The organism is Selenihalanaerobacter shriftii (assembly GCF_900167185.1).
Classification (GTDB): domain Bacteria; phylum Bacillota; class Halanaerobiia; order Halobacteroidales; family Acetohalobiaceae; genus Selenihalanaerobacter; species Selenihalanaerobacter shriftii.
Genome location: NZ_FUWM01000012.1, coordinates 1 through 22,037 on the forward strand (window position 1 = coordinate 1; position 22,037 = coordinate 22,037).

The following is a 22,037-nucleotide window of genomic DNA, read 5'->3' on the forward strand; positions in this document are numbered from 1 at the left end:
ACTGATGGCTATGGACTTAAAAACCATTTTTATCAATTAGTGAATTTAAATGAAGGAGAAAATGTCAACATAACAGTTAAATATGATCGTTCTAACACTGGACCATCTATTACTAGAACTAATAATCAAAATACAGACGCAGTTGCTAGTCAACAGCCTGTTAGTAATGAATCGAATTCTAATAATTCAATGTTATTAATTTTAGCAATTATTATTATTGGGATAATGGGCTATTTTATTTATAATATGATTAGTGATGATTCAACTTCGACAAAGAATAAACATAGAAACAAGAAGAAAAACAAGAGAAACAAGAAGAAAAATAATAAAAGTTTAAGTCCAAAAGAAGAAAAGAAAAAAGCTAGAAACTTATTATTAGAAGGTAAGATAAGTGAAAAAACTTATCAAGATATTATAGATGATATAGAAGATTAAACTTAAAAATCAATAAATTAAAGATTAACTGAGGAGGTATTAGAATGCCTGAAGTTGGATCAGTCGCCTTACTGATGTCATTACTATTTACAATTTATTCAATAATTGCTTATATTGTAGGTTTAATAAAGAAGAATAAAAAGTTATTAAAGAGTGCCCAAAATGGGGTTTTTACTAATGCTATTTTGACAACAGTTGCTTCAATTTCATTACTTTATGCGTTAATTACTAGTGATTTTAGTATTAAATATGTAGCTCATTATACTAATCAAGCTCTACCATTATTTTATAAAATTTCAGCCTTTTGGGCCGGTAACAGTGGTTCATTATTATTATGGTTTTGGGTTCTTTCTATATATGCTGCAATAATTGCTCTTTCTAAAAAGCCTGAAGGAGCAAAGATGAGACCATACGCTAGCTTGATTATAATGATAATTGGTCTGTTTTTTGCAGCATTACTTAATTTTGAAGCTAATCCTTTTACTGAGCTAGGATTTGTTCCTCAAGATGGACAAGGATTAAATCCAATGCTGCAAAATGTAGGAATGGTAATTCACCCAGTAACATTATACTTAGGTTATGTGGGCTTTACAGTACCTTTTGCTTTTGCTATGGCAGCATTATTTTTGAAAAAGTCTGGAGCAACTTGGATTAAATTAACTAGAAAGTGGACATTGATCTCTTGGTTATTTTTAAGTATAGGTATAATTTCTGGAGGTCAGTGGGCTTATGTAGAATTAGGTTGGGGAGGTTATTGGGCTTGGGACCCAGTAGAAAATGCTTCTTTATTACCCTGGCTAACTAGTACAGCTTTTCTACATTCAGTAATGATTCAAGAACGTAAAGGAATGTTAAAGGTCTGGAATGTATTATTAATAATTATCACATTCGTTTTAACATTATTTGGGACATTTTTAACTCGAAGTGGAGTATTATCTTCAGTACATGCATTTGGTGAGTCTAAAGTTGGATTATACTTCTTAATCTTTATGGGAGTTGTTTTAGCAGGAGCTCTTAACTTGTTTGCTATAAATCGTAAGACACTTGAGAGTGAAAATGAATTTGAATCTATATTATCTAAAGAAAGTAGTTTCTTATTTAATAATTTATTATTGGTAGGAGCAGCATTTGCTACTTTTTGGGGAACCATTTATCCAATTATTTCCGAAGCAATCAGAGGAGTTAAGGTTACAGTTGGGCCACCGTTTTATAATCAAGTAAATGTACCAATTGGGATTTTATTAGTTATCTTAACAGGGATTTGCCCTTTAATTGCCTGGCGTAAATCATCATTTAAAAATTTAAAGAAGAACTTCATGATTCCCTTTGTCTTAAGTCTAATTTCTGCATTAGGATTTTATGTTATTTTCAATATTAGAAGTTTATATCCACTATTAGCGACTACCTCTTGTTTCTTTGTTTTAATAACAATATTCTTGGAGTTCTATCGCGGGGTTAAAGCTAGAATGAAAATGACAGATGAAGGAGTTATGACATCTTTAGTTAGATTAATTAGTCGTAATCGACGGCGTTATGGCGGTTATATAGTTCATTTAGCTGTGATTATTATGGTAATCGGAATTACAGGATCTAGTGCCTATCAAAAAGAGATGGAAGTTACAGTTAATAAAGGAGAAGTCATTGAATACCATGATTATAATATTACATATAATGGTTTGAAAATTAATGAAGATCCCAACAAGACTACAGTTTATGCTGATTTAGATGTGAGAAGAAATGGAAAGTCATATACTACTTTAAGACCAGCAAAACAATACTTTAAAACATCGGAAGAACCTGTTACAGAAGTTGATTTTAAAAGTAGCATTAAAGAGGATTTATATTTGATTTTAGCTGGTTGGACAGATAGTGGTCAAAAAGCTATATTTAAAGTGATTATTAATCCTTTAATCGGTTGGCTATTCTTTGGAGTAAATATTTTAATCATCGGTACCTTAATTGCAGTTTGGCCTGATAAGAGACAACGTTCTATTGAGTTGTTAAAGGAGATGCATAGAGATGGCTAAAAAGATGATTGCTAAAAAGATGATTGCTACTTCGATTTTAATAAGCATAATAGTTATTTTTACTTCAGGAATTAGTTATGCTGTAACAGTAAAAGAAGTAGGTAGTGAGATAAAGATGGTTGGTTGTGAAATGTTAGTTTCAGTCTGTCGAACCGATGCTGCTCAGGAAATGAGAGAAAAAATTTCCGGAATGATAGATAAAGGGATGACTAAAGAAGAGATTGTTGACACTTTTATTAAACAATATGGAGAACAAGTATATGCAGCCCCAACTAAGGAAGGATTTAATCTAATTGCCTGGATTATGCCGTTTCTAGTAATTATAATTGGTGGGATATTCATTTACTACATCACCAATAAATGGCAGATAGCTTATGAAGCAAATGGTAATTCAGATCAAGAATTACAAATAAGTTCCGAAGAGCAGGAAGAATATGAAGAAAAATTAAATGATGAATTTAAAAAGTATTTATAACTTAAGGAGGAGATGATATGAGCATAATAACCGGTATTGTTTTTGGGATTATGGGGCTTTATTTAATAGGATACCCTATCTTAACGAATGATGAGATTGATGAATTAGATTATAAAGAAAGAATAGTCTCCTTAGAAGAAGATATAGAACTAAGAAAAGAAGCTGTTTTTTCAGAATTAGGTGAAATAGAACTAGATTATCAAATGAATAAATTATCTGAAGAGGATTATCATGAGTTAAAGGGGCGATTACAGAAGTTAGCTGTGGAAGTATTACAAGAAGAAGAGAATAGTTAAAGGTTAAATGTCTAAAGTTCTTATATTCTAAAGAGCTTTAGACACTTTATTTTCAACACTAAATAATATGGTATAGGAATTAAATGACTTATTAAAACAATTTAAATTATATAAAAATATTAATAGTGGAGGAATTAATTATGATTAACTTATCAAAAGAGGCGGAAAGGAAATATAATAAACTTAAAGGTTATTTGGCTAATTTAGAGAATTTAGTTATTGGTTTTTCTGGAGGAGTAGATAGTACTTTCTTACTTAAAGTTGCTTATGATGTATTAGGTGATAATGTATTGGCTATTACTTCTAGCGCTGAAACTTATCCGGATGAGCAATTAAAAGAAGCGAAAGATTTGGTAGAAGAGATTGGTGCACCACATTTAGTTACTTATACTGAAGAATTAGATAATGAAAAATTTGTAAAAAACCCTCCGAGACGTTGTTATTATTGTAAATCTGAATTATTTAAGTCTTTAAAGAAGATAGCTAAAGAAGAAGGTTATAATAACGTAGCTGATGGGGCAAATTATGATGATATAAGTGATTATAGGCCTGGAGCCGATGCTGCTAGGGAGTTAGAAATATTAAGTCCTTTAAAAGAGATAGGCTTTACTAAAGATAATATTCGTGAGGTATCCAAAGAATTAGGATTACCGACTTGGGATAAACCTGCTTTTGCTTGTCTATCTTCTCGCTTTCCATATGGTGATGAAATAACTGTTGATAAATTGGAGATGGTTGATCAAGCTGAGGCTTACTTACGTCAATATTCCTGGCAACAATTAAGAGTTCGTCATCATGATGAAAATACGGCTCGGATTGAATTAAATTCTGAAGATTTTGAGCAATTATTGGATTTGCGAGAAGAGCTAATTGCTAAATTTAAAGAAATTGGTTATGTTTATATTACCATGGACTTAGAAGGCTATCGAACTGGAAGTATGAATGAAGTACTAAATCAGTAAGATAAGAAGTAAGTCAATTTCTGAAAGTAAATGTATAAAACCAAGCAAGATTTAGTTTGATCGTTGATAACTCGTCTAATTTAGAACAAGTTTGCTAAAAGAGGTTTTCATTTAATTTAATAGATGTTATAATTAAAATTGGTTGTTTTTATTAAAAGATTTTATTATAGAATAATACAACTGATAAATTAATAATATATCTCAGTAATTTATAAGATAGAAGGAGATGTAGCTAGAATGGAAAAAGAGTTATTGATTAATGAAACTGAATTTTTTGCTGAAATTATTAAACAGATAAAGGAAGCTAAAGAATCAATCTATATCCGTATGTATATTTGGCGTGATGATAATATTGGAAATTTAATAGCTGAAGAACTGATTAAAGCAGCTGATAGAGGAGTAAAAATCAACATTATAAAGGATAAGGCTGGAGCAGTATTTGAAAGAATTGAACAGCAGAAACAGAGTTTTTTTCATAAAGATTTAGAAGTTGTTTTAACAATTAAAGAATGGGTTCTTTCATTTTTATATTATAGAGATAATAATCGTTCTAAAAAACAATCTAGAAATGAAAGATTAAATAGAATGTTAAATCATAATAATATTACAATAGAAGCTGATAAGGAGAGACATGATCATTCTAAGTTTTATGTTTTTGATAATGAAGTATTGATTTTAGGTGGAATTAATATTGGTGATAAAACAATTGATGGAAGAACTGAAGAATATGCAGATTATATGATTAAATTTGTGGATTCTAAATTAGTGGATTATTTTTGGAATAGATACACCGGTAAAAGCTCTAAAATTGGTTATCAAGATGTTGAATTTTATTTTAATATCAGAGAACAGAATCTCTTTGAAATCAAACCTAAAGTTTTGAAACTGTTAAAGGGAGCACGATACAGAGTAGATATAGAGATGGCTTATTTTGGTGACCGGGATATAACAGAAGAAATTATTGCTGCTTCCAAAAGAGGAATTAATGTTACTATAATAACTTCTAGAGAGTCCAATGTTCAGCAGTCACTGAATCAACATATTTTGCATAAAATAATTGATGAGTCCAATTCAAAAGTAAAGGTTTATATGTCAGATAGAATGATTCATTCTAAGTTTATCTGTATAGATAGATGTAAATTCTTTTTAGGGTCAGCAAACTTACATAAGCTTGGAATGAGTAAATTATCAGAATTAAATGTATTAGTGGAGAATGAGGTTGATATAGATAATAAGTGGAATAGATGGAGAGAGAAACATTTACAGGAATGCCAATTGATTTCTGAGGATAAGAATTTAGACTACAATAGTTTAATTGCTTTGACAGAAGCAGTGTTATGTTAAACTTAATATATTAATTTTAAAACTAATGCGTAAAATAAGATTTAATTATTCTAATTTTTCATTAATATTAAATAATACCATAAATTTCTTGACTGATTTACTTATTTATGGTATTATTTAATCAAATGAAGTGTAGATGTCTATACAAGGTGAGGTTTATGATAAAAAATTATAACCAAGAAGTAAAAAAACTTGATAAAGATTCTGTTATTCCTATATATTATCAACTAGCAAAAATTTTTGAAAAGCAAATTTTGCAAGGTAGACTTACTCCAGGAGAAGCGTTACCGTCTGAGAATGAAATTTCTGAAAAGTATGATATTAGTCGGATGACGGTACGTAGAGCAATTTCTGAACTCACAAATGCTGGTATGGTTTATACTCAAAAAGGGAAAGGAACCTTTGTAGCCAAACCTAAATTAGAAGATGTTATATTTGAATTGAAAAATTTTCATGAAGAGATAAGAAAAAGAGGGATGCAACCTCGTACTAAGCTTTTAGGGGTGAAAATAGTTAGGGCAGATAAATTGCTTGCTAAAAAATTAAACGTTCCTTTAAATACTAATTGTCTATATTACCGCTTGCTTTTATCAACACAAGAAGAACCATTAGTTTATGAAAATAAATATGTAGTATATACTAAGCAGAAACCAATATTGGAATCGGAATTAAATGATCCTTCATTATCAAATTTAGCTACTCTTCATGGAGAAAAGTTTCCTACAATGAGTAAGCGAATCTTACATGCATCAGTAGCTACAGAAGAAGAGACAGTAGTTCTTGGAATAGAGTTGAATGAACCAGTATTTGTTGTTGAGCAGACATTATATGATGCTGATAAGAATCCAGTTGGATGGGGTAAATCAGTTTGTCGAGGAGATCGTTTTAAATTTACTAGTACAATTAGTTGGTCAATGGATAATACTACCGGAGATTAAAGGGGTTTATGAGCATGAAAAAAGACTTAATTAATGCAGTTGCTGATTTAGAGGAAGAGAAAGCACTAACATTAGTTAGAGAGAAAATTGAAAATGATATAACACCTCTAGAAATTGTAGAGCAATGCCAATTGGGAGTAGAAATTGTAGGTAAAAGATATAGTGATAGAACTTACTTTTTATCAGACTTAATAATGTCAGAAGAGATATTAAGATGTGTAATGGAGATTTTAGCACCATATTTTCCTAAGGAGCATGGTGATGATGGTGAAATTGATATTGTTATGGGAACCATTGAAGGAGATATTCATGATTTAGGAAAGAATCTTGTTATTTATTTGTTAAAATCAGTTGGAATTAATGTTTATGATTTAGGTGTAGATGTTAAACCAGAAGAATTTGTCAAAGGATTAGAAGAGACTGGAGCATCTGTTCTTGGTATTTCCGTACTTTTAACATTTACAATTAATGAGGTAAAAAAAGTTATTGATTTAATAAGTGAATCAGATCTAAGAGATGAAGTCACAATTATTATAGGTGGATATCCTGTCAATCAGAATATTAAAGAGTATACAGGAGCAGATTATTTTGAAACTGATGCTAATAATGCTGTTGAATTAGTTAAAGATATACTAGAAGAGAATTTCTAATTCAAATTAATAATTTTCAGAATATTAGGGACATTGTTTTTGATTTCACATGTCTATACAACTATACATCCACAATGGTTGTATAGTGATTTCCACGTAATTATAATCTGATAGAAGTAAAAGTTATTAGATTATAATTCTTTAAATTAATACAAATTATATCATCCATATTAAAGGAGTGAGGATTAAATGATAATTATTGGAGAACTAATTAACACTAGTAGAGAAGGAGTAGAACCAGCAGTTAAGGAGAGAGATAAAGAATTTATTCAAGATTTAGCTAAAAAACAAGAAGAAGTAGGTGCAGATTATATTGATGTTAATTGTGGGACTCTAATTAAAGAAGAACCAGAAGCATTAGAATGGTTAGTTAAAACAGTTCAGGAAGTTGTAGATGTACCACTTTGTATAGATAGTCCTAATCCAGAGGCACTTAAACGTGGTTTAGAAGCGTATGAACATGAAAAAGGTGCTATAATTAATTCTATTACTGCTGAAGAAGAAAGATATGAACAGATTTTACCATTGTTGCAAGAATATAATGCTTCCGTAGTAGCGTTAGCTATGGATGATAGTGGGATGCCTAAGAATGCTGATGATAGAATCAATGTAGCTACTAAGTTAGTTGAAGCTTTAATTGATGATGGAATTTCTATGGAGAATATTTATGTAGATCCAATAGTTCAACCGATTGGGACTGATGTTAAGATGGGAATTGAAATCTTAAATGCTATAGATACAATTACTGATAAATATGAGGATATCCATATTACCTGTGGGCTAAGTAATATTTCTCATGGTTTACCAATGAGACGATTACTAAATCAAACTTATGTAGTATTAGGTATGAGTAGGGGGATGGATAGTGCTATTTTAGACCCATTAGATGAAAAGATTATGTCTTTAGCTATAGCAGGAGATACTCTTTTAGGCAATGATAAATATTGTGGTAATTATATTAAAGCAGCAAAAAGTAATAAGTTAACTATTTAAATTTTAACATAAATGTTATTAAACTTAAAAAAGAAAGGAGGTATCATCAAGATATAAAAATTTAGGAAGAGTGAGCTGGAGTTAATTATTGAAAAAATATTAATTTGCTTTTAAATTATAAAGGAGGTAAAATTTATGTCTGGAAACTTAGTAGAATTAATGGCAGATTTAAGAGAAGATGAAGCACTAGATTTAATAAAGAGTCAGATTGAAGATGGAATAAACCCTAGAGAGATATTAGATGATTGTAAAAAAGCTATGGAGGTTATCGGTAATCGCTTTGAAGAAGGTGAATACTTTCTTCCAGAACTCATGATGTCTGGTGAAATGTTAAATGATATCATGAAAGTCTTAAAACCTCATTTAGAAGAAGAAGAAGATGGTGAAAAGCTAGGAACTATTGTATTAGGAACAGTTCAAGGTGATATTCATGATATTGGTAAAGATATTGTGGCTTTCATGTTAGATATCAATGGTTTTGAAGTACATGATATAGGTGTAGATGCTCCGATTCAAAAGTTTATAGATAAGATTGAAGAGGTTGATCCTGATATTGTTGCTCTAAGTGGATTTTTAACAACTGTCTTTGACAAAATGAAAGAAACTATAGATACTATTAAAGCTGAAGGATTACGAGATAATGTTAAGATAATGATTGGTGGAGGACCGATTGACGATCAAATTAGAAAATATACTGGAGCTGACGCTTTTGGTGATGATGCTATGGAAGCTGTGGCATTAGCAAAGAAATGGATGGGGAGTGAGTAATGATGAAACTTACTGATAACTGGGATGAACTTAGCTCTGATGAGAAGTTTGAGACAAGATTTGAGTCCTATAGATCTCCTGAAAATATTGAGTTCGTAGACGAGGAAGCTGAAGAAGACTATAAGAAAGCTGTAGATAGATTAAAAGATGTAATTGAATTAAGAGAGCCAGATAGAGTTCCTATTGTACCTAATATGGGTTTTTATCCAGCAGAATATGCCGGGATTACTGCTGAGGAAGCAATGTATGATTATGATAAACTAGGTATGGCCTGGGAAAAGTTTAATAAAGATTTTAATTTTGATTTTTTGGTTTCAACTACTATGATTGGTCCTGGACCTGTATTTGAAACACTTGATTATCAATTATATAGATGGCCTGGTCATGGAACAGATCCAGACACATCTTACCAATGTGTTGAAGATGAATACATGAAGGCTGATGAATACGATGAACTTATTGCTGATCCATCTGGTTTCTGGATGAGAAAATATTTACCGCGAATATTTGGAAGTTTAACCCCGTGGTCTCAGTTAGCTCCTTTTACGGATTTAGTTGAATTACCTTTTGTAGGTTTTAGTATGTTCCCAGTTGGAATGCCTGATGTTCAAGAATCATTTGAAAAATATATGGAAGCGGGGAAACAAGCATTTGAATGGATGCAAGCTATTAGTGAGATTGACGGAAGAGTGAGCGCTACTTATGGACGTCCAGGATTTATAGGTGGGGTTACTAAAGCACCATTTGATGTACTTAGTGATACGTTAAGAGGAACTCAACCATTAATGATTGATATGTTCCGACGTCCTGAAAAGATACTTGAAGCCATGGAACAAATTGTACCGATTATGGTTGAGACAGGAGTAAGAGCTGCAACTGCAAATAATTCTCCAATGGTATTTATACCTCTTCATAAAGGAGCCGATAGCTTCATGTCTAGAGAACAGTTCCAGAAGTTCTATTGGCCTACTTTAAAGAAAGTACTTTTAGGACTAATAGAAGAGGGATGTGTTCCATTCTTATTTGTAGAAGGTGCTTATAATAAACGTTTAGATTTAATAGCAGATCCAGATTTACCAGAAGAAAGAATTTACTGGCTATTTGATAAGACTGACATGGTTGAAGCCAAGAAGCATTTAGGTGGTAAGGCTGCTATTGGTGGAAACGTTTCAGCTTCATTAATTAAAACAGGAACTCCAGAAGACGTAAAAGATTATGTAAAGAATCTTATAGATGATGTAGCTGATGGTGGCGGTTTCATACTTAGTACTGGTGTTGTTGTTGATGATGCCGAGCCAGAGAATATGCAGGCAATAATTGAAGCAGGAAGAGAATATGGAGTCTATTAATAAAATTAAAAGGTCCAGTCGTGAGACTGGACCTACTCTTAAACTGTATAATTTAGCTATGATTTAAGAGGAAATTTTGATAGGCTATATTTTCAGAAAATGAATAATTTTCTGTTAAAGGAGAGTGGTTACATAATGAGCGCTAATTTAGAGCAAAGTGATAAAGCAGAAATAGTATCTCCACGCCGATGGGTAGTCTTAGGAATTGCCTGGCTTAGTTTTTTCTCTATAGCAATGGCCTGGTATGTTATGCCGACGCTTGAACATAAATTGTTAGAGATTTATCAAATAGATTCGTCTCAGTATTCAACTGCTTTTACAATTCCTTTTTTGATTGCTGGTCTCTTGGCTATAGGTGGAGGTATGTTGGCTGATCGATTGGGCCTTAGAAAAACTGCTTCATTAGGAATAATTATTTCAGGACTTGGAATTTTAGGAAGATTTCAAGCAAATGGTTTCATTTCTTTACTAGCTCCCATGATGATTGTTGGAGTAGGTCTAGGATTAATTATGCCTAATCTCCCTAAACTAGTAAGCATCTGGTTCCCTCCTGAAGAGACAGGGTTAGCAACTGGGATTTATAACACTGGCTTGATGGGAGGAATTGCAACAGGTTTAGTAATAGCTCCATATCTTCCGGGCTGGTCTAGTGGGAATATTCTTTTTGGAATATTAATTATAGTGTTAGGCATAGTCTTTTTTGCAATAGTGAGAGATACTCCTCCTGGTAAGGAATTGCCTCCTACTTCTTTAGTGGATGGTCTTAAATCTGCTATACAAAGTAAAAGCATCTGGGCAGCAGCTTTTGCTGTATTCATGGCGATGGCAGGTATGGTTTCTGTTCAGGCGGCTTATCCAGGAGGCTTAAATAAGATGTACGGAATACCAATGTCTACTGGGGGAGGAATAGCTTCAATGTTAACTTACCCTGGAATTTTGGGTTCTTTAACTCTTCCAACCTGGGCTAATAAGTTAGATAAACGGAAATTATTTTTATTTATTTTACCAATAGCTTTTGCCGTAATTATGACATTAACCTGGTTTTCAGGTGATAATATTACTGTTTTATGGATTGGAACTGCTCTTGCTGGATATCTTGCCGGTGGAGCTTTACCATTAATTATGGAAGTTCCTGTTTTTTTAACTCGTATGGAAGATGACCCTGTTGAACCACAACATGTTGGAGGTGCCTCTGGTCTTTTAACTTCTTTAATGAATATTGGGGGATTTATTGGCTTACCATTTATAGTAATGCCTATAATAACATCATTTGGCTATACAAAAGGTTTTATAGTTGCAGTGCTTATATTTGCTGCTCAAGCTATTTTTGCATTAAATATTACATTTCCTAGTAAGGTAAGTTAGTTGAAAAGGTGGTGATTTTACTTTGGAAAACATTATTGTTGCTTGTAATACTTTAAGAGATGAAATTAGATTTGTGGTAGATGATTTAGGAGTGCATTACCCGATTCTGTGGATTGATTCTGGACTTCACAATGTTCCTAATAAACTTAATACTGCTATTCAAGATCAAATTAATAAAATTGAAAATGTAGAAAATATTATATTACTATTTGGGAGTTGTGGCAATTCTTTAGTAGGATTATCTTCATCAAATGCTCGAATAATCTTTCCTAAAGTAGATGATTGTATTTCCTTATTCTTAGGAGGAAATGAAAGAAGACAAAAAATAGATAGAGAAATTGCATCTTACTATTTTACTAGAGGTTACTTAAGAAATGAGGCTAATATTTGGCAAGAGTATACTTATTGTGTAAATAAATATGGGCCAGAAAAAGCAGAAGTTATTTTTGATAAGATGTTGCATAATTATGAAAGATTAAGTGTAATAGATACAGGAGCTTATAAGCCAGAAGAAATTCTTCCGGAAATCAGTGATATGGCAGAAGAGTTTAATTTAACTCATGAGATAGTAAAAGGATCTTTGAAGTTGGTATATAAGGCTTTTAGTGGAGAGTGGGATAAAGATTTTGTTATAATAGAACCTGAAAAAGTAATTAATTATGATGATGTAATATGAGATAAAATAAAATTATAAAAGTTTTAATACCTCCTGAGATTCTAATCTAGAATCTCAGGAGGTATTTTTTATGGGGCTTCTACATTAGCTTATCAAGTAGAAGGTGCTTAGACAGGATCAATCATAGATTAGACATATAATTGATTATTAGTTATAATTGTAAGTAAAGATTAAGAGGAATTGAGGAGGATTTTAGTGACTACTGTAATAGAAATTGATGGTACTAAATGCCAAAGGTGTTATGCCTGTGTGCGACAATGTCCAGTTAAAGCTATTAAAGTAGAAGATAATCAAGCCCGGATAGTAGAAGATAGATGTATTACTTGTGGTTATTGTCTTGATGTTTGTGCCCGTAATGCAAGAGAAGCAAAAAGTTATCGTCATGAAATTAAGAATTGGAGTCAGCAAGGAGAAGAATTAGTAGCCTGTATAGCTCCTTCCTTTATTGCTTCTTTTACAGAGTGTGAGCCAGAACAAGTAGTAGCAGGGTTACAAAAATTAGGGTTTGACCAAGTTTATAAAGTTGCCTTAGGAGCCCAATTAATAGCAGAAAAATATGATGAATATTTAATTAATTCAAATAAGAAGAACTTAATTAGTACTGCTTGTCCAGCAGTAGTTAATTTAATAGAAAAACATTATCCACAATTAGTAGATAATTTAATTCCATTAGTGTCACCTATGATAGTTATTGGAAATCTAATCAAAGAGAATAATCCAGAGACGAGAGTAGTATTTATCGGTCCTTGCATTGCCAAAAAATCAGAAATACAAATTAAAGAAGCAGCAGGGAAGATAGATGCTGTCTTAACCTTTAAAGAGATTAAAGAAATGTCTAGAGAAGAAGGATTAGAGACCTTTAAGAATTTAGAGTATAGAGAATTTAATCAAAATTATTTACCTCATAGTGATAACTTTGCTTTATCTGGAGGTTTAACTGCTAATTTAGATAGTATTTCTTCTGATGAGATCTTAATTACTGAAGGAAGTCATAATTGTCATCAGTTGCTCAGTGGTGTTTTAGACGATGAAATAGATATTAGGTTATTAGATATATTATTTTGTGATGGATGCATTGATGGTCCTAAGATAGATAGTGAGTTATCCTTATTTGCTCGGCAAAGGGAGGTAGCTAAATATTTTAAGGAAGATGGACTTCAAAAATCAGAAAATAATAAGGACCAACTTAAAAAAGCATTAATGAAATTAGATTTAAAATGTAAGTTTAAAACTGTTTCTCATGATGAAGAATTTCCTAATGAACAAGAGGTTAAAGAAATATTAACTTATACAAATAAAGTCACTCCTAGCGATGAATTAAACTGTGGAGCCTGTGGATATGACACTTGTCGAGAAAAGGCAGTGGCTGTTTATCAAGGGATGGCAGAAATTGAGATGTGTTTACCTTATCTTTTAGACCAGACCCGGGAAGAAGTTAATTATTATAAAGAGAAGTTATCACAAGATTCCCAGACTAAGTATTCCTTTGGAGATATAAAAGGGAAGAGTGTAGAAATTAAAGAAGCTAAGATTAAAGCTCAACAGGCTGCTCAGACTAAATCAACGATTTTAATTCTAGGTGAGAGCGGTACTGGTAAAGAGATGTTTGCCCACGCCATTCACAATACAAGTCAGCGAAAAAATGAATCATTTATAAAGGTTAATTGTGCGGCTATTACTGAAAGCTTATTAGAAGCAGAATTGTTTGGTTACGAAGAAGGTGCTTTTACTGGAGCTAAGCAAGGTGGCAAACCTGGTAAGTTTGAATTAGCTGATGGAGGTACTATATTCTTAGATGAAGTAGGAGATATGTCTTTACGGATGCAAGCGGAATTATTACGTGTGCTCCAGGAAGGAGAGATAGAAAGGGTTGGAGGTAATCAAACAATAAATATAGATATTCGAGTAATTGCTGCCACTAATCGTGATTTAAAGCAGATGGTTAAAGATGGCGACTTTAGAGAAGATTTGTATTATAGATTGAATGTAATTACAATTAAGACCCCATCATTACGTTCTCGAATAGAAGACTTACCGGTAATTATAGATTATATTACTACCAAGTTAACAGCAGAACAGAGACTTCCTAAAAAATCTCTTTCTAAATCAGCTTTAAACAAATTAATGCAATATGACTGGCCTGGCAATGTAAGGGAATTAGAAAATACAATTATTCAAACCTTCAGTCTAACTTATGAAGATATAATTAAACCTAATCATCTACCTAATTATATCTTACAGAAGGGTAGTGCAATTCCTGTATTGACAGATGGGACAGAAATTAAACCTCTTAATCAATTAATAGCAGAAGTTGAAAAACAAACCATTAGAAAAGCGTTGGAATTAACTAATTGGAATAAGAAACAGACTGCAGAATTATTGGAAATTTCTCGTTCAACTTTATATCAAAAGATTAATAAATATAATCTTTAAATTACAATTATAAATTAATATTAGCCTTCAGATTTGGCTGTATAGTTTTCATACATGTATGAAAACTATACAGCTTCTTTCTATTTTAACCTTGATCAACTGGCATGACACCAAGCGAAATCCTTCACGTAGGAAGAGTGTACAATTATCATACAGTTCCTAAATAAATTTCAGAAAATTTTAATTTGTCTCAAAAAGGTTGTGAATTATTGGATTTACTGTTAAATTAAGCTTTATAGCATTTTTCGGAGTTTTTTAAAGCATAATGAAAGTATTGGAATGAAAATTGCAATTATTTATTAGTAAGCTAGAAATTAGAATTTAGAATTAACCATTAGTGAGGAGGGAGTATAGTGAAAGAAAAGGTAACAACTGATGCCTATAATTTAAAGAATAAGAAAATAAGTTCATTAAAAGAATTAAATCTACTCCAAGAAAAACTTAAAAAAAGTTCGAAAGACAATGATGAAGAGAAACAAATTAAGGTTACTGTTGCAATGGGGACTTGTGGTATTGCTGCTGGAGCTCGAGAAATTTCAGAAGTTATTTTAGATGAGTTAAGAGATAGAGGGTTAGAACATGTAGTTGTTAATCATACAGGATGTATTGGGCTTTGTGACCAGGAACCACTGGTTCAAATAAAGGCAGAAGATCAGCCAACGGTACTTTATGGGAACTTAACTCCTAAGTTGGCTAGAGAAATTGTTACGCAACATATAGTTAATAATCAAGTTGTTGGTAAATGGCAGGTTGAAGAAGAATAATTTAAGGAGGTAAAGAGCATGGAAGCGACTATTGAAGAGATTACAGAGAATTTTACATCTGAAAGAACACCTTTAATTTCAGTATTACATGCAGTTCAAGCAGAATTAGGTTATTTGAGTGAAGAAGGTTTAAAAGTAGTAGCTAAAAAATTAAATATTCCTTTAAGTAAAGTATATGGGGTGGCTACTTTTTATACTTTGTTGGATACTGAGCAAAAGGGTGAAAACATAATTAGGATATGTGAGAGTGCTCCTTGTCATGTCAAAGGGGCGACTAATATTTTAACTGAGGTGCAGGAGAAATTAGATGTTGATATTGGAGAGACTACTGATGATGATAAATTTAGTTTAGAATTAACTAGTTGCTTAGGAGTTTGTGGAGTTGCTCCGGCAATTATGATTAATGATACCGTTTATGGCAATTTAACTTCTACTAAATTAGTTACCATTTTAGAGAAGTATTAAAGAAGGGAGTGACTAACAATAGCTTTTTATAGAAGTCATGTATTAGTTTGTAGTGGAGAAGGTTGTGCCAATAAAGGAGCTAAAGAAATTGAAAGAACTTTAATAAAAGAATTAAAGAAATTTAATCTTGATCAGGAGATAAAAGTAGTAGAAACAGAATGTTTAGGTCCTTGTGAGGTATCTCCGTTAATAGTTATTTATCCAGACGGAGTTTATTATGGTAAAGTACAGATAGAAGATATAAAAGAGATTGTAGAGGAACACCTGTTAAAGGGGAGACCAGTTAAAAGACTATTGTATGAAGCAGAAATAGATAATAAAATTATTACTCCTTATGCAAGAGATGAAGTATTTGCAGATGAAATGCGAATTGTATTAAGAAATTGTGGACTTATTGATCCTGAGAATATAAAAGATTATATTGCTCGTGATGGGTATAAAGAGTTGGGTACTGTTTTAACTGAGTTAGAACCGATGAAAATAATTGAAATGATAGATGAATCTGGCCTTAGAGGTCGAGGAGGAGCGGGCTTTCGGACTGGTTTAAAATGGAAGTTTACCAATCAAGCCGAAGGAAAAGAAAAGTATGTAATAGCTAATGCTGATGAAGGTGAACCAGGTACTTCTAAAGATAGATTGATTATGGAAGGTGATCCACATACTTTATTAGAATCCATGGCCATAGCTGGTTATGTCATAGGAGCTAATACTGGTTACATTTATATTAGAGGTGAGTATCAATTAGCTGTGAGTAGGTTAGAAACTGCTATTCAACAAGCTGAAAATTTAGGATTATTAGGTGATAATATATTTGATTCTGGCTTTGATTTTGAAATTAAGATTAGAGAAGGAGCAGGAGCATATGTCTGCGGTGAGGAAACAGCTTTAATAAAATCGATTGAAGGAGAAAGAGGAGAACCACAAGTAAAACCACCTTATCCTCCTAATGAAGGCTTATGGGGGCAGCCTACTTTAGTTAATAATGTAGAAACGCTAGCCAATATTCCGGTTATTATTAAAAAAGGTGCGGAGTGGTTTAGTAATATTGGAACTGAAACATGTCCTGGAACTAAAGTATTTACATTAAGCGGAGATGTAGAAAATGAAGGAGTAATTGAAGTACCAATGGGTACTCCTTTAAGAGAAATTATAGAAGATTTTGGCGGCGGTATTGCTGATGATAGAGAATTTAAGATGGCACAAAGTGGAGGTACATCTGGGGGATGTATGCCTAAGACATTACTCGATACTCCAATGGATTATGATTCTTTAGCTGAAATCGGAATGACTTTAGGTTCTGGTGCATTACTAATTATGGATGAAACCCATTGTATTGTTGATATGGTTAAATGTTTTATGCGTTTCTTTAAACATGAATCCTGTGGTAAATGTGTTCCATGTCGAGAAGGAAATACAAGATTTTATAATATATTAGATAAAATCTCCCAAGGAGAAGGTGCTTTAGAAGATTTAGATAGATTAAAAGATTTAGCAGATACGATGTCTAAGACTGCTCTTTGTGGTTTAGGACAGACAGCACCTACTCCAATTTATACTACACTTAGATATTTTAAAGATGAATATTTAAATCATATTGAAGATAAGGTTTGCACTACAGGTAGTTGTCGAGATTTAACCGCTCCTCTAAATGAAGGGCAAAATAGGAGGGAAAGATTATGGAAGTAATAATTGATGGACAAAATTTTGAAGTTAAAGCCAATCAAACAGTATTAAAAGCAGCTAAAGAAAAAGGAATTAAGATTCCAACCCTTTGTTATTTAAAAGATATAAATGAAATTGGAGCTTGCCGAATCTGCATAGTAGAAATAGAAGGGCAAGGATATCAAACTGCCTGTACTTTTCCTGTTAGTGAAGGTCTAAAAATCACGACTAACTCCCCAGAGATTAGAAGGTTAAGAAGACTAAATTTAGAATTGATTTTGGCTAATCATCCTCAAGACTGTTTAAAATGCGAACGTAATACCAATTGTGAATTACAGAAATTATCTAAGGATTTAGGAATAGAAAAAGTAAGATTTACTCAAGAAACCAGTGATTATAAGTTAGATAAGACTACTCCTTCCATTGTTCGGGATTATAGTAAATGTATTAAGTGTCGACGTTGTGTCAGTGTCTGTGAAAAAGTTCAAGGAGTTAAAGCTTTATATCCTAATCAGCGCAGTTCTAAAGCTATAATTTCACCTGGTTATAAACAGGTATTGAAGGATGTAGCTTGTACTTACTGTGGTCAATGTATTCATGCTTGTCCAGTGGCTGCAATTAAAGAGATTGATGATACTGAACGAGTATGGCAAGAATTAAGTAATGAAAATAAGCATGTTGTAATCCAAATAGCTCCGGCAGTTAGAGTTGCTTTAGGAGAAGAATTTGGATTAGATCCAGGAACTCCAATTACGGAAAAATTAGTAACTGCGGCGCGGCGATTAGGATTTGACAAAATTTTTGATACTGTATTTTCAGCTGACTTAACTATTGTAGAAGAAGGCAATGAATTGTTATCTCGATTACAGAATGATGGTCCACTACCGTTATTTACTTCTTGTAGTCCAGGATGGATTAAGTATATGGAGCATTTTCATAGTGACTTATTACCGCATCTTTCTAGCTGTAAATCTCCTCAACAGATGTTTGGAGCATTGGTTAAAAGCTATTATGCTGAAACCAAAAATATTGCTCCTGAGGATATAGTAGTCGTTTCTGTTATGCCTTGTACTGCTAAGAAATTTGAGGCAACTAGGGAAGAGATGGAAGTTGATGGGAATAGAGATGTAGACTTAGTGCTCACTACTCGTGAACTAGCAAGAATGTTAAAGGTTAGTGGAGTAGAATTATTGGATTTACCAGTCGGTGAATTTGATGATCCTCTTGGAATTACTACTGGAGCTGGAGATATCTTTGGTGTGACTGGTGGAGTAATGGAAGCAGCATTAAGAACTGTCTATGAAAAAGTAACTAATGATGAATTAGAAAGATTAGATTTTACTCAAGTAAGAGGGTTTGAAGGAGTAAGGGAAGCAAGTGTTGAATTAGATGGTCAGAAGGTTAATGTAGCAGTCATCAATGGTTTAGGTAATGTAGATGAAGTATTAGCAGCTATTAAAGATGGTAAAAAAGAATATCATTTTGTTGAAGTAATGACCTGTCCAGGAGGTTGCGTTGGCGGAGGAGGACAGCCAATTCCAACTAATCAAGAGATTCTGTCTCAGCGGGGAGCTGGTTTATATGATATTGATCAAAGCAAGAAGATTAGAAAATCTCATGAAAATCCTATAATAGAAGAGATATATCAAAGTTATTTAGGACAAATTGGTGGAGAAAAGGCTCATTCTTTATTGCATACTACCTATCAAGAAAGGGATCAATATTAGGATTAAATTTAAAAAGAAAAATATTTTAGGATATCAAGCATATTGTAGTAGTGTAGGAGGCGGTAAAATGCAAAAAATTATTAAGCCTAAAAAGATTGAAAGTTTATTAGCTAAGAAGCAAGATTCATCTAAGATTAAGGAGATCATAGCAAAAGCAGAAACTAAAGAAGGATTAAACATTCAAGAAACAGCTGCTTTATTACAAGTTGAAGATGAAAATCTTTTAAATGAGATATTTGTAACTGCTAAGAAGATTAAAGATGAGATTTATGGAGACCGAGTAGTTTTATTTGCCCCGCTTTATATTAGTAATAAATGTATTAATAATTGTGTTTATTGTGGATTTAAAAAAGATAATCGTGATTTAGAACGGATTAGCTTAACTCCTAAAGAAATCAGCCAACAGGTTGAAGTAATTGAAGGATTGGGGCATAAAAGAATTTTAATTGAATTTGGTGAAGACCCTAAGGCTGGTTCTTTAGATAAAGTAGTGGAAGCCATAGAAACAGTTTATGCTAGTGGAGATATTCGGCGGGTAAATATTAATATAGCCCCTGTAGAGGTAGATGGCTTTAAAAGGTTAAAAGAAGCCGGTATTGGAACTTATCAATTATTCCAGGAAACTTATCATCGAGAGACTTATAAGCAGATGCATCCTTCTGGTCCAAAGTCTGATTATGAATATCATTTGACTGCTATGGATAGAGCTATGGAGGCAGGTATAGATGATATAGGATTAGGAGTTTTGTTTGGGCTTTATGATTATAAATATGAAGTATTGGCTATGTTTCAACATGCTCAATATTTAGATGAAAAATTTGGAGTTGGGCCACATACTATTTCTATTCCTAGGTGGAAGCCAGCTTCTGGAGTTAAACTAAATGATATTCCAGCACCAGTTTCTGATAAAGACTTCGAGAAATTAGTTGCTATTATTCGTTTAGCTCTTCCTTATACTGGAATAATTCTTTCTACGCGAGAAAATATAGAATTGAGAGAAGAATTATTAGATTTAGGAATTTCACAAATGAGTGCTGGTTCTTGTACTGATCCAGGAGGATATAAAGAAGGACAAAGTAGTGAACAGGAGGCTAAGCAATTTGAGACAGCAGATCATAGATCACCTGATCAGGTAATTAAGGGAATTTGCGAATCTGGATATTTGCCTAGCTTTTGTACTGCTTGTTATCGTACGGAAAGAACTGGTGAGGATTTTATGGATTTAGCTAAGTCTGGTGATATTCATAAATTTTGTCAGCCAAATGCATTACTTACCTTTCAGGAATATTTAGAGGATTATGCTTCACAAGATACCAAGAAAGTAGCGGAAAAATTAGTTAGACAGCAATTAGATAAAATTCAAAATTCCGTAATTAAAGAAGAGACAAAACGAGGATTAGAAAAAGTTAAAACAGGAACAAGAGATATCTATTTATAACTAAGGAAGCTTAGAGGAATAATGATTAATTAAAAATCAATGTATGTAATTATAAGTATACTCTATAATACATGGAGTATGCTTTTTTATTAAATAGTTTTAAGTATTAAGAATACTAGCTAGACTGACTTATGTAAGTATGTAAAATAATGGTTATATATATACAAAGTAATATAATTTGATTTATATGAATGCTATAAAACCAAAAATTCTATTAAATTCTACTTGTTTCGACATTAAATCAATGGTATACTTCTTATCACAGCTTATAATATAAAAAGTAGTAGAGAATGAAGGAGGAGGAGAAATTATTATGTTTAGTAAAGTAAGTAGAAGTGTAGTTTTAGCAGTACTTATTGTTATGTTGGTATCTAGTCTTAGTTTTGCTGAGAGTTATCCAGATAAACCGGTACAGTTGATTGTGCCTTGGTCACCAGGTGGTGGTAGTGACACTGTTATGAGATTGGTGGCTAAACATATTGAAAATTACTTAGATGAATCTATGGTAGTTATTAATAAGCCAGGAGTTAGTGGTACGTTAGGCTTAAGAGAATTATCTAATAAACCGGCTAATGGCTATTTCATTGGTCAAATTCACGAAGGATTATTAATAGCTAATCATGTAGGATTAACAGATCTTAATTATGATTCTTTTACTCCGATAGCATCTATTTCAGATACACCTCAATATTTGGTAGTTAGAAGTGATGCACCTTGGGATACAGTAGAAGAATTTGCTGCCGATGCACGTTCTAATCCAGGAAAAATTAGTTTTGGTGTTACTTTAAGAGGAGCGGCACATGTGTGGGCAAATGTGTTAGGTGATCAAATTGGAACAGAGTTTAGAATGGTTGGTTATGAAGGAACTGGTCAGAGAGTACAAGCTTTAGCTGGTGGTTTTATTGATGCTAGTATTGTAGATTATTCATCAGCCGCTCAGTTTGTTGAGAATGGAGACTTTAAATTCTTAGCATCTGCCACTAAGACTCGTTCAGACAAGACTCCTAATGTGCCAACACTTAAGGAAGCTGGTTATGATGTATTATGGAGTATTAGACGTGGAATCGTTGCTCCTAAAGGAACTCCAAAGGCTAAAGTAGCTGCCTTAGAGGAGGCTGTAAAAGGGTTGACAAATGACCAAGAGTTTATCAACGCTTTAGATAAATTAGGCATTAATGTAGAATTTATCGGCACAGATGATTATGTTGATTACTTAGATAAGATAGATAAGCAGTTTGAAAAAGCAACTAAAAATATGTAGTTTATAGAT

At 32.5% G+C, this 22,037-nt stretch carries 20 protein-coding genes and 1 pseudogene; all 21 read left to right on the plus strand.

Going from position 1 to position 22,037, the window contains the following annotated elements; genetic code table 11:
• On the plus strand, window positions 1-435 hold a 435-nt coding region (locus B5D41_RS14100; protein WP_159442921.1), incomplete at its 5' end, for a hypothetical protein.
• 44 nt (window positions 436-479) lie between these two features.
• The gene (locus B5D41_RS07730) at window positions 480-2,462 is read left to right on the plus strand and encodes a heme lyase CcmF/NrfE family subunit (RefSeq protein ID WP_078810058.1); all 1,983 of its coding nucleotides are present in this window, start codon (window positions 480-482) and stop codon (window positions 2,460-2,462) included.
• A complete protein-coding gene (locus B5D41_RS07735) occupies window positions 2,455-2,937 on the plus strand; it encodes a cytochrome c-type biogenesis protein (RefSeq protein ID WP_078810059.1) in 483 nt (160 codons plus the stop codon). The genes B5D41_RS07730 and B5D41_RS07735 overlap by 8 nt, the downstream gene beginning before the upstream one ends.
• Window positions 2,938-2,954: 17 nt before the next feature.
• Complete coding sequence (locus tag B5D41_RS07740; RefSeq protein WP_078810060.1) at window positions 2,955-3,233, plus strand: hypothetical protein; 279 nt, start codon at window positions 2,955-2,957, stop codon at window positions 3,231-3,233.
• A gap of 140 nt (window positions 3,234-3,373) precedes the next feature.
• A complete protein-coding gene (gene larE, locus B5D41_RS07745; RefSeq protein ID WP_143555679.1) occupies window positions 3,374-4,195 on the plus strand; it encodes an ATP-dependent sacrificial sulfur transferase LarE in 822 nt (273 codons plus the stop codon).
• A gap of 237 nt (window positions 4,196-4,432) precedes the next feature.
• On the plus strand, window positions 4,433-5,539 hold the full coding sequence (locus B5D41_RS07750) for a phospholipase D-like domain-containing protein (RefSeq protein WP_078810061.1): 1,107 nt from the start codon (window positions 4,433-4,435) through the stop codon (window positions 5,537-5,539).
• A gap of 158 nt (window positions 5,540-5,697) precedes the next feature.
• Window positions 5,698-6,477, plus strand: a complete 780-nt coding sequence (locus B5D41_RS07755) for a GntR family transcriptional regulator (RefSeq protein WP_078810062.1) — start codon at window positions 5,698-5,700, stop codon at window positions 6,475-6,477.
• Window positions 6,478-6,491: 14 nt separating this feature from the next.
• The gene (locus tag B5D41_RS07760; protein WP_078810063.1) at window positions 6,492-7,127 is read left to right on the plus strand and encodes a cobalamin B12-binding domain-containing protein; all 636 of its coding nucleotides are present in this window, start codon (window positions 6,492-6,494) and stop codon (window positions 7,125-7,127) included.
• A gap of 189 nt (window positions 7,128-7,316) precedes the next feature.
• Window positions 7,317-8,120, plus strand: coding sequence for a methyltetrahydrofolate cobalamin methyltransferase (locus tag B5D41_RS07765; protein WP_078810064.1), 804 nt, complete (start codon window positions 7,317-7,319; stop codon window positions 8,118-8,120).
• 135 nt (window positions 8,121-8,255) lie between these two features.
• On the plus strand, window positions 8,256-8,888 hold the full coding sequence (locus tag B5D41_RS07770; RefSeq protein WP_078810065.1) for a cobalamin B12-binding domain-containing protein: 633 nt from the start codon (window positions 8,256-8,258) through the stop codon (window positions 8,886-8,888).
• Window positions 8,888-10,237, plus strand: a complete 1,350-nt coding sequence (locus B5D41_RS07775) for a uroporphyrinogen decarboxylase family protein (protein ID WP_078810066.1) — start codon at window positions 8,888-8,890, stop codon at window positions 10,235-10,237. Before B5D41_RS07770 ends, B5D41_RS07775 begins: the two co-directional genes overlap by 1 nt.
• Before the next feature lie 135 nt (window positions 10,238-10,372).
• A complete protein-coding gene (locus B5D41_RS07780) occupies window positions 10,373-11,602 on the plus strand; it encodes an MFS transporter (protein WP_159442922.1) in 1,230 nt (409 codons plus the stop codon).
• Between the two features lie 22 nt (window positions 11,603-11,624).
• Window positions 11,625-12,278 carry a DUF1638 domain-containing protein gene (locus B5D41_RS07785; RefSeq protein ID WP_078810068.1) on the plus strand — a complete coding sequence of 218 codons (654 nt, stop codon included), beginning with the start codon at window positions 11,625-11,627 and terminating at the stop codon, window positions 12,276-12,278.
• Between the two features lie 195 nt (window positions 12,279-12,473).
• The gene (locus B5D41_RS07790) at window positions 12,474-14,711 is read left to right on the plus strand and encodes a sigma 54-interacting transcriptional regulator (RefSeq protein ID WP_200806441.1); all 2,238 of its coding nucleotides are present in this window, start codon (window positions 12,474-12,476) and stop codon (window positions 14,709-14,711) included.
• 353 nt (window positions 14,712-15,064) lie between these two features.
• On the plus strand, window positions 15,065-15,475 hold the full coding sequence (locus B5D41_RS07795; protein WP_200806442.1) for a (2Fe-2S) ferredoxin domain-containing protein: 411 nt from the start codon (window positions 15,065-15,067) through the stop codon (window positions 15,473-15,475).
• A gap of 18 nt (window positions 15,476-15,493) precedes the next feature.
• Window positions 15,494-15,940: an NADH-quinone oxidoreductase subunit NuoE gene (gene nuoE, locus B5D41_RS07800; RefSeq protein ID WP_078810069.1), complete on the plus strand. Its 447-nt coding sequence runs from the start codon at window positions 15,494-15,496 to the stop codon at window positions 15,938-15,940.
• A gap of 18 nt (window positions 15,941-15,958) precedes the next feature.
• Window positions 15,959-16,189: pseudogene (locus tag B5D41_RS14550) on the plus strand ((2Fe-2S) ferredoxin domain-containing protein); the annotation flags it as partial.
• A gap of 45 nt (window positions 16,190-16,234) precedes the next feature.
• Window positions 16,235-17,626: an NADH-quinone oxidoreductase subunit NuoF gene (nuoF, locus tag B5D41_RS07810; RefSeq protein WP_078810070.1), complete on the plus strand. Its 1,392-nt coding sequence runs from the start codon at window positions 16,235-16,237 to the stop codon at window positions 17,624-17,626.
• Window positions 17,617-19,329 carry an NADH-dependent [FeFe] hydrogenase, group A6 gene (locus B5D41_RS07815; RefSeq protein ID WP_078810071.1) on the plus strand — a complete coding sequence of 571 codons (1,713 nt, stop codon included), beginning with the start codon at window positions 17,617-17,619 and terminating at the stop codon, window positions 19,327-19,329. The genes nuoF and B5D41_RS07815 overlap by 10 nt, the downstream gene beginning before the upstream one ends.
• Window positions 19,330-19,396: 67 nt before the next feature.
• On the plus strand, window positions 19,397-20,767 hold the full coding sequence (gene hydG, locus B5D41_RS07820; protein WP_078810072.1) for a [FeFe] hydrogenase H-cluster radical SAM maturase HydG: 1,371 nt from the start codon (window positions 19,397-19,399) through the stop codon (window positions 20,765-20,767).
• 313 nt (window positions 20,768-21,080) lie between these two features.
• Entirely contained in the window at window positions 21,081-22,028 is a 948-nt protein-coding gene (locus B5D41_RS07825; protein WP_078810073.1) for a tripartite tricarboxylate transporter substrate binding protein, read from the plus strand.
• The last annotated feature ends 9 nt before the right edge of the window (window positions 22,029-22,037 follow it).

What these genes read in the sequence shown, in the direction of transcription:
- B5D41_RS07825 (WP_078810073.1), top strand. Translation starts at nt 21,081, where the DNA reads ATGTTTAGTAAAGTAAGTAGAAGTGTAGTTTTAGCAGTACTTATTGTT.
- B5D41_RS07765 (WP_078810064.1), top strand. Translation starts at nt 7,317, where the DNA reads ATGATAATTATTGGAGAACTAATTAACACTAGTAGAGAAGGAGTAGAA.
- B5D41_RS07740 (WP_078810060.1), top strand. Translation starts at nt 2,955, where the DNA reads ATGAGCATAATAACCGGTATTGTTTTTGGGATTATGGGGCTTTATTTA.
- B5D41_RS07780 (WP_159442922.1), top strand. Translation starts at nt 10,373, where the DNA reads ATGAGCGCTAATTTAGAGCAAAGTGATAAAGCAGAAATAGTATCTCCA.
- B5D41_RS07760 (WP_078810063.1), top strand. Translation starts at nt 6,492, where the DNA reads ATGAAAAAAGACTTAATTAATGCAGTTGCTGATTTAGAGGAAGAGAAA.
- B5D41_RS07735 (WP_078810059.1), top strand. Translation starts at nt 2,455, where the DNA reads ATGGCTAAAAAGATGATTGCTAAAAAGATGATTGCTACTTCGATTTTA.
- B5D41_RS07750 (WP_078810061.1), top strand. Translation starts at nt 4,433, where the DNA reads ATGGAAAAAGAGTTATTGATTAATGAAACTGAATTTTTTGCTGAAATT.
- B5D41_RS07775 (WP_078810066.1), top strand. Translation starts at nt 8,888, where the DNA reads ATGATGAAACTTACTGATAACTGGGATGAACTTAGCTCTGATGAGAAG.
- hydG (WP_078810072.1), top strand. Translation starts at nt 19,397, where the DNA reads ATGCAAAAAATTATTAAGCCTAAAAAGATTGAAAGTTTATTAGCTAAG.
- B5D41_RS07815 (WP_078810071.1), top strand. Translation starts at nt 17,617, where the DNA reads ATGGAAGTAATAATTGATGGACAAAATTTTGAAGTTAAAGCCAATCAA.
- B5D41_RS07730 (WP_078810058.1), top strand. Translation starts at nt 480, where the DNA reads ATGCCTGAAGTTGGATCAGTCGCCTTACTGATGTCATTACTATTTACA.
- nuoE (WP_078810069.1), top strand. Translation starts at nt 15,494, where the DNA reads ATGGAAGCGACTATTGAAGAGATTACAGAGAATTTTACATCTGAAAGA.
- B5D41_RS07770 (WP_078810065.1), top strand. Translation starts at nt 8,256, where the DNA reads ATGTCTGGAAACTTAGTAGAATTAATGGCAGATTTAAGAGAAGATGAA.
- larE (WP_143555679.1), top strand. Translation starts at nt 3,374, where the DNA reads ATGATTAACTTATCAAAAGAGGCGGAAAGGAAATATAATAAACTTAAA.
- B5D41_RS07755 (WP_078810062.1), top strand. Translation starts at nt 5,698, where the DNA reads ATGATAAAAAATTATAACCAAGAAGTAAAAAAACTTGATAAAGATTCT.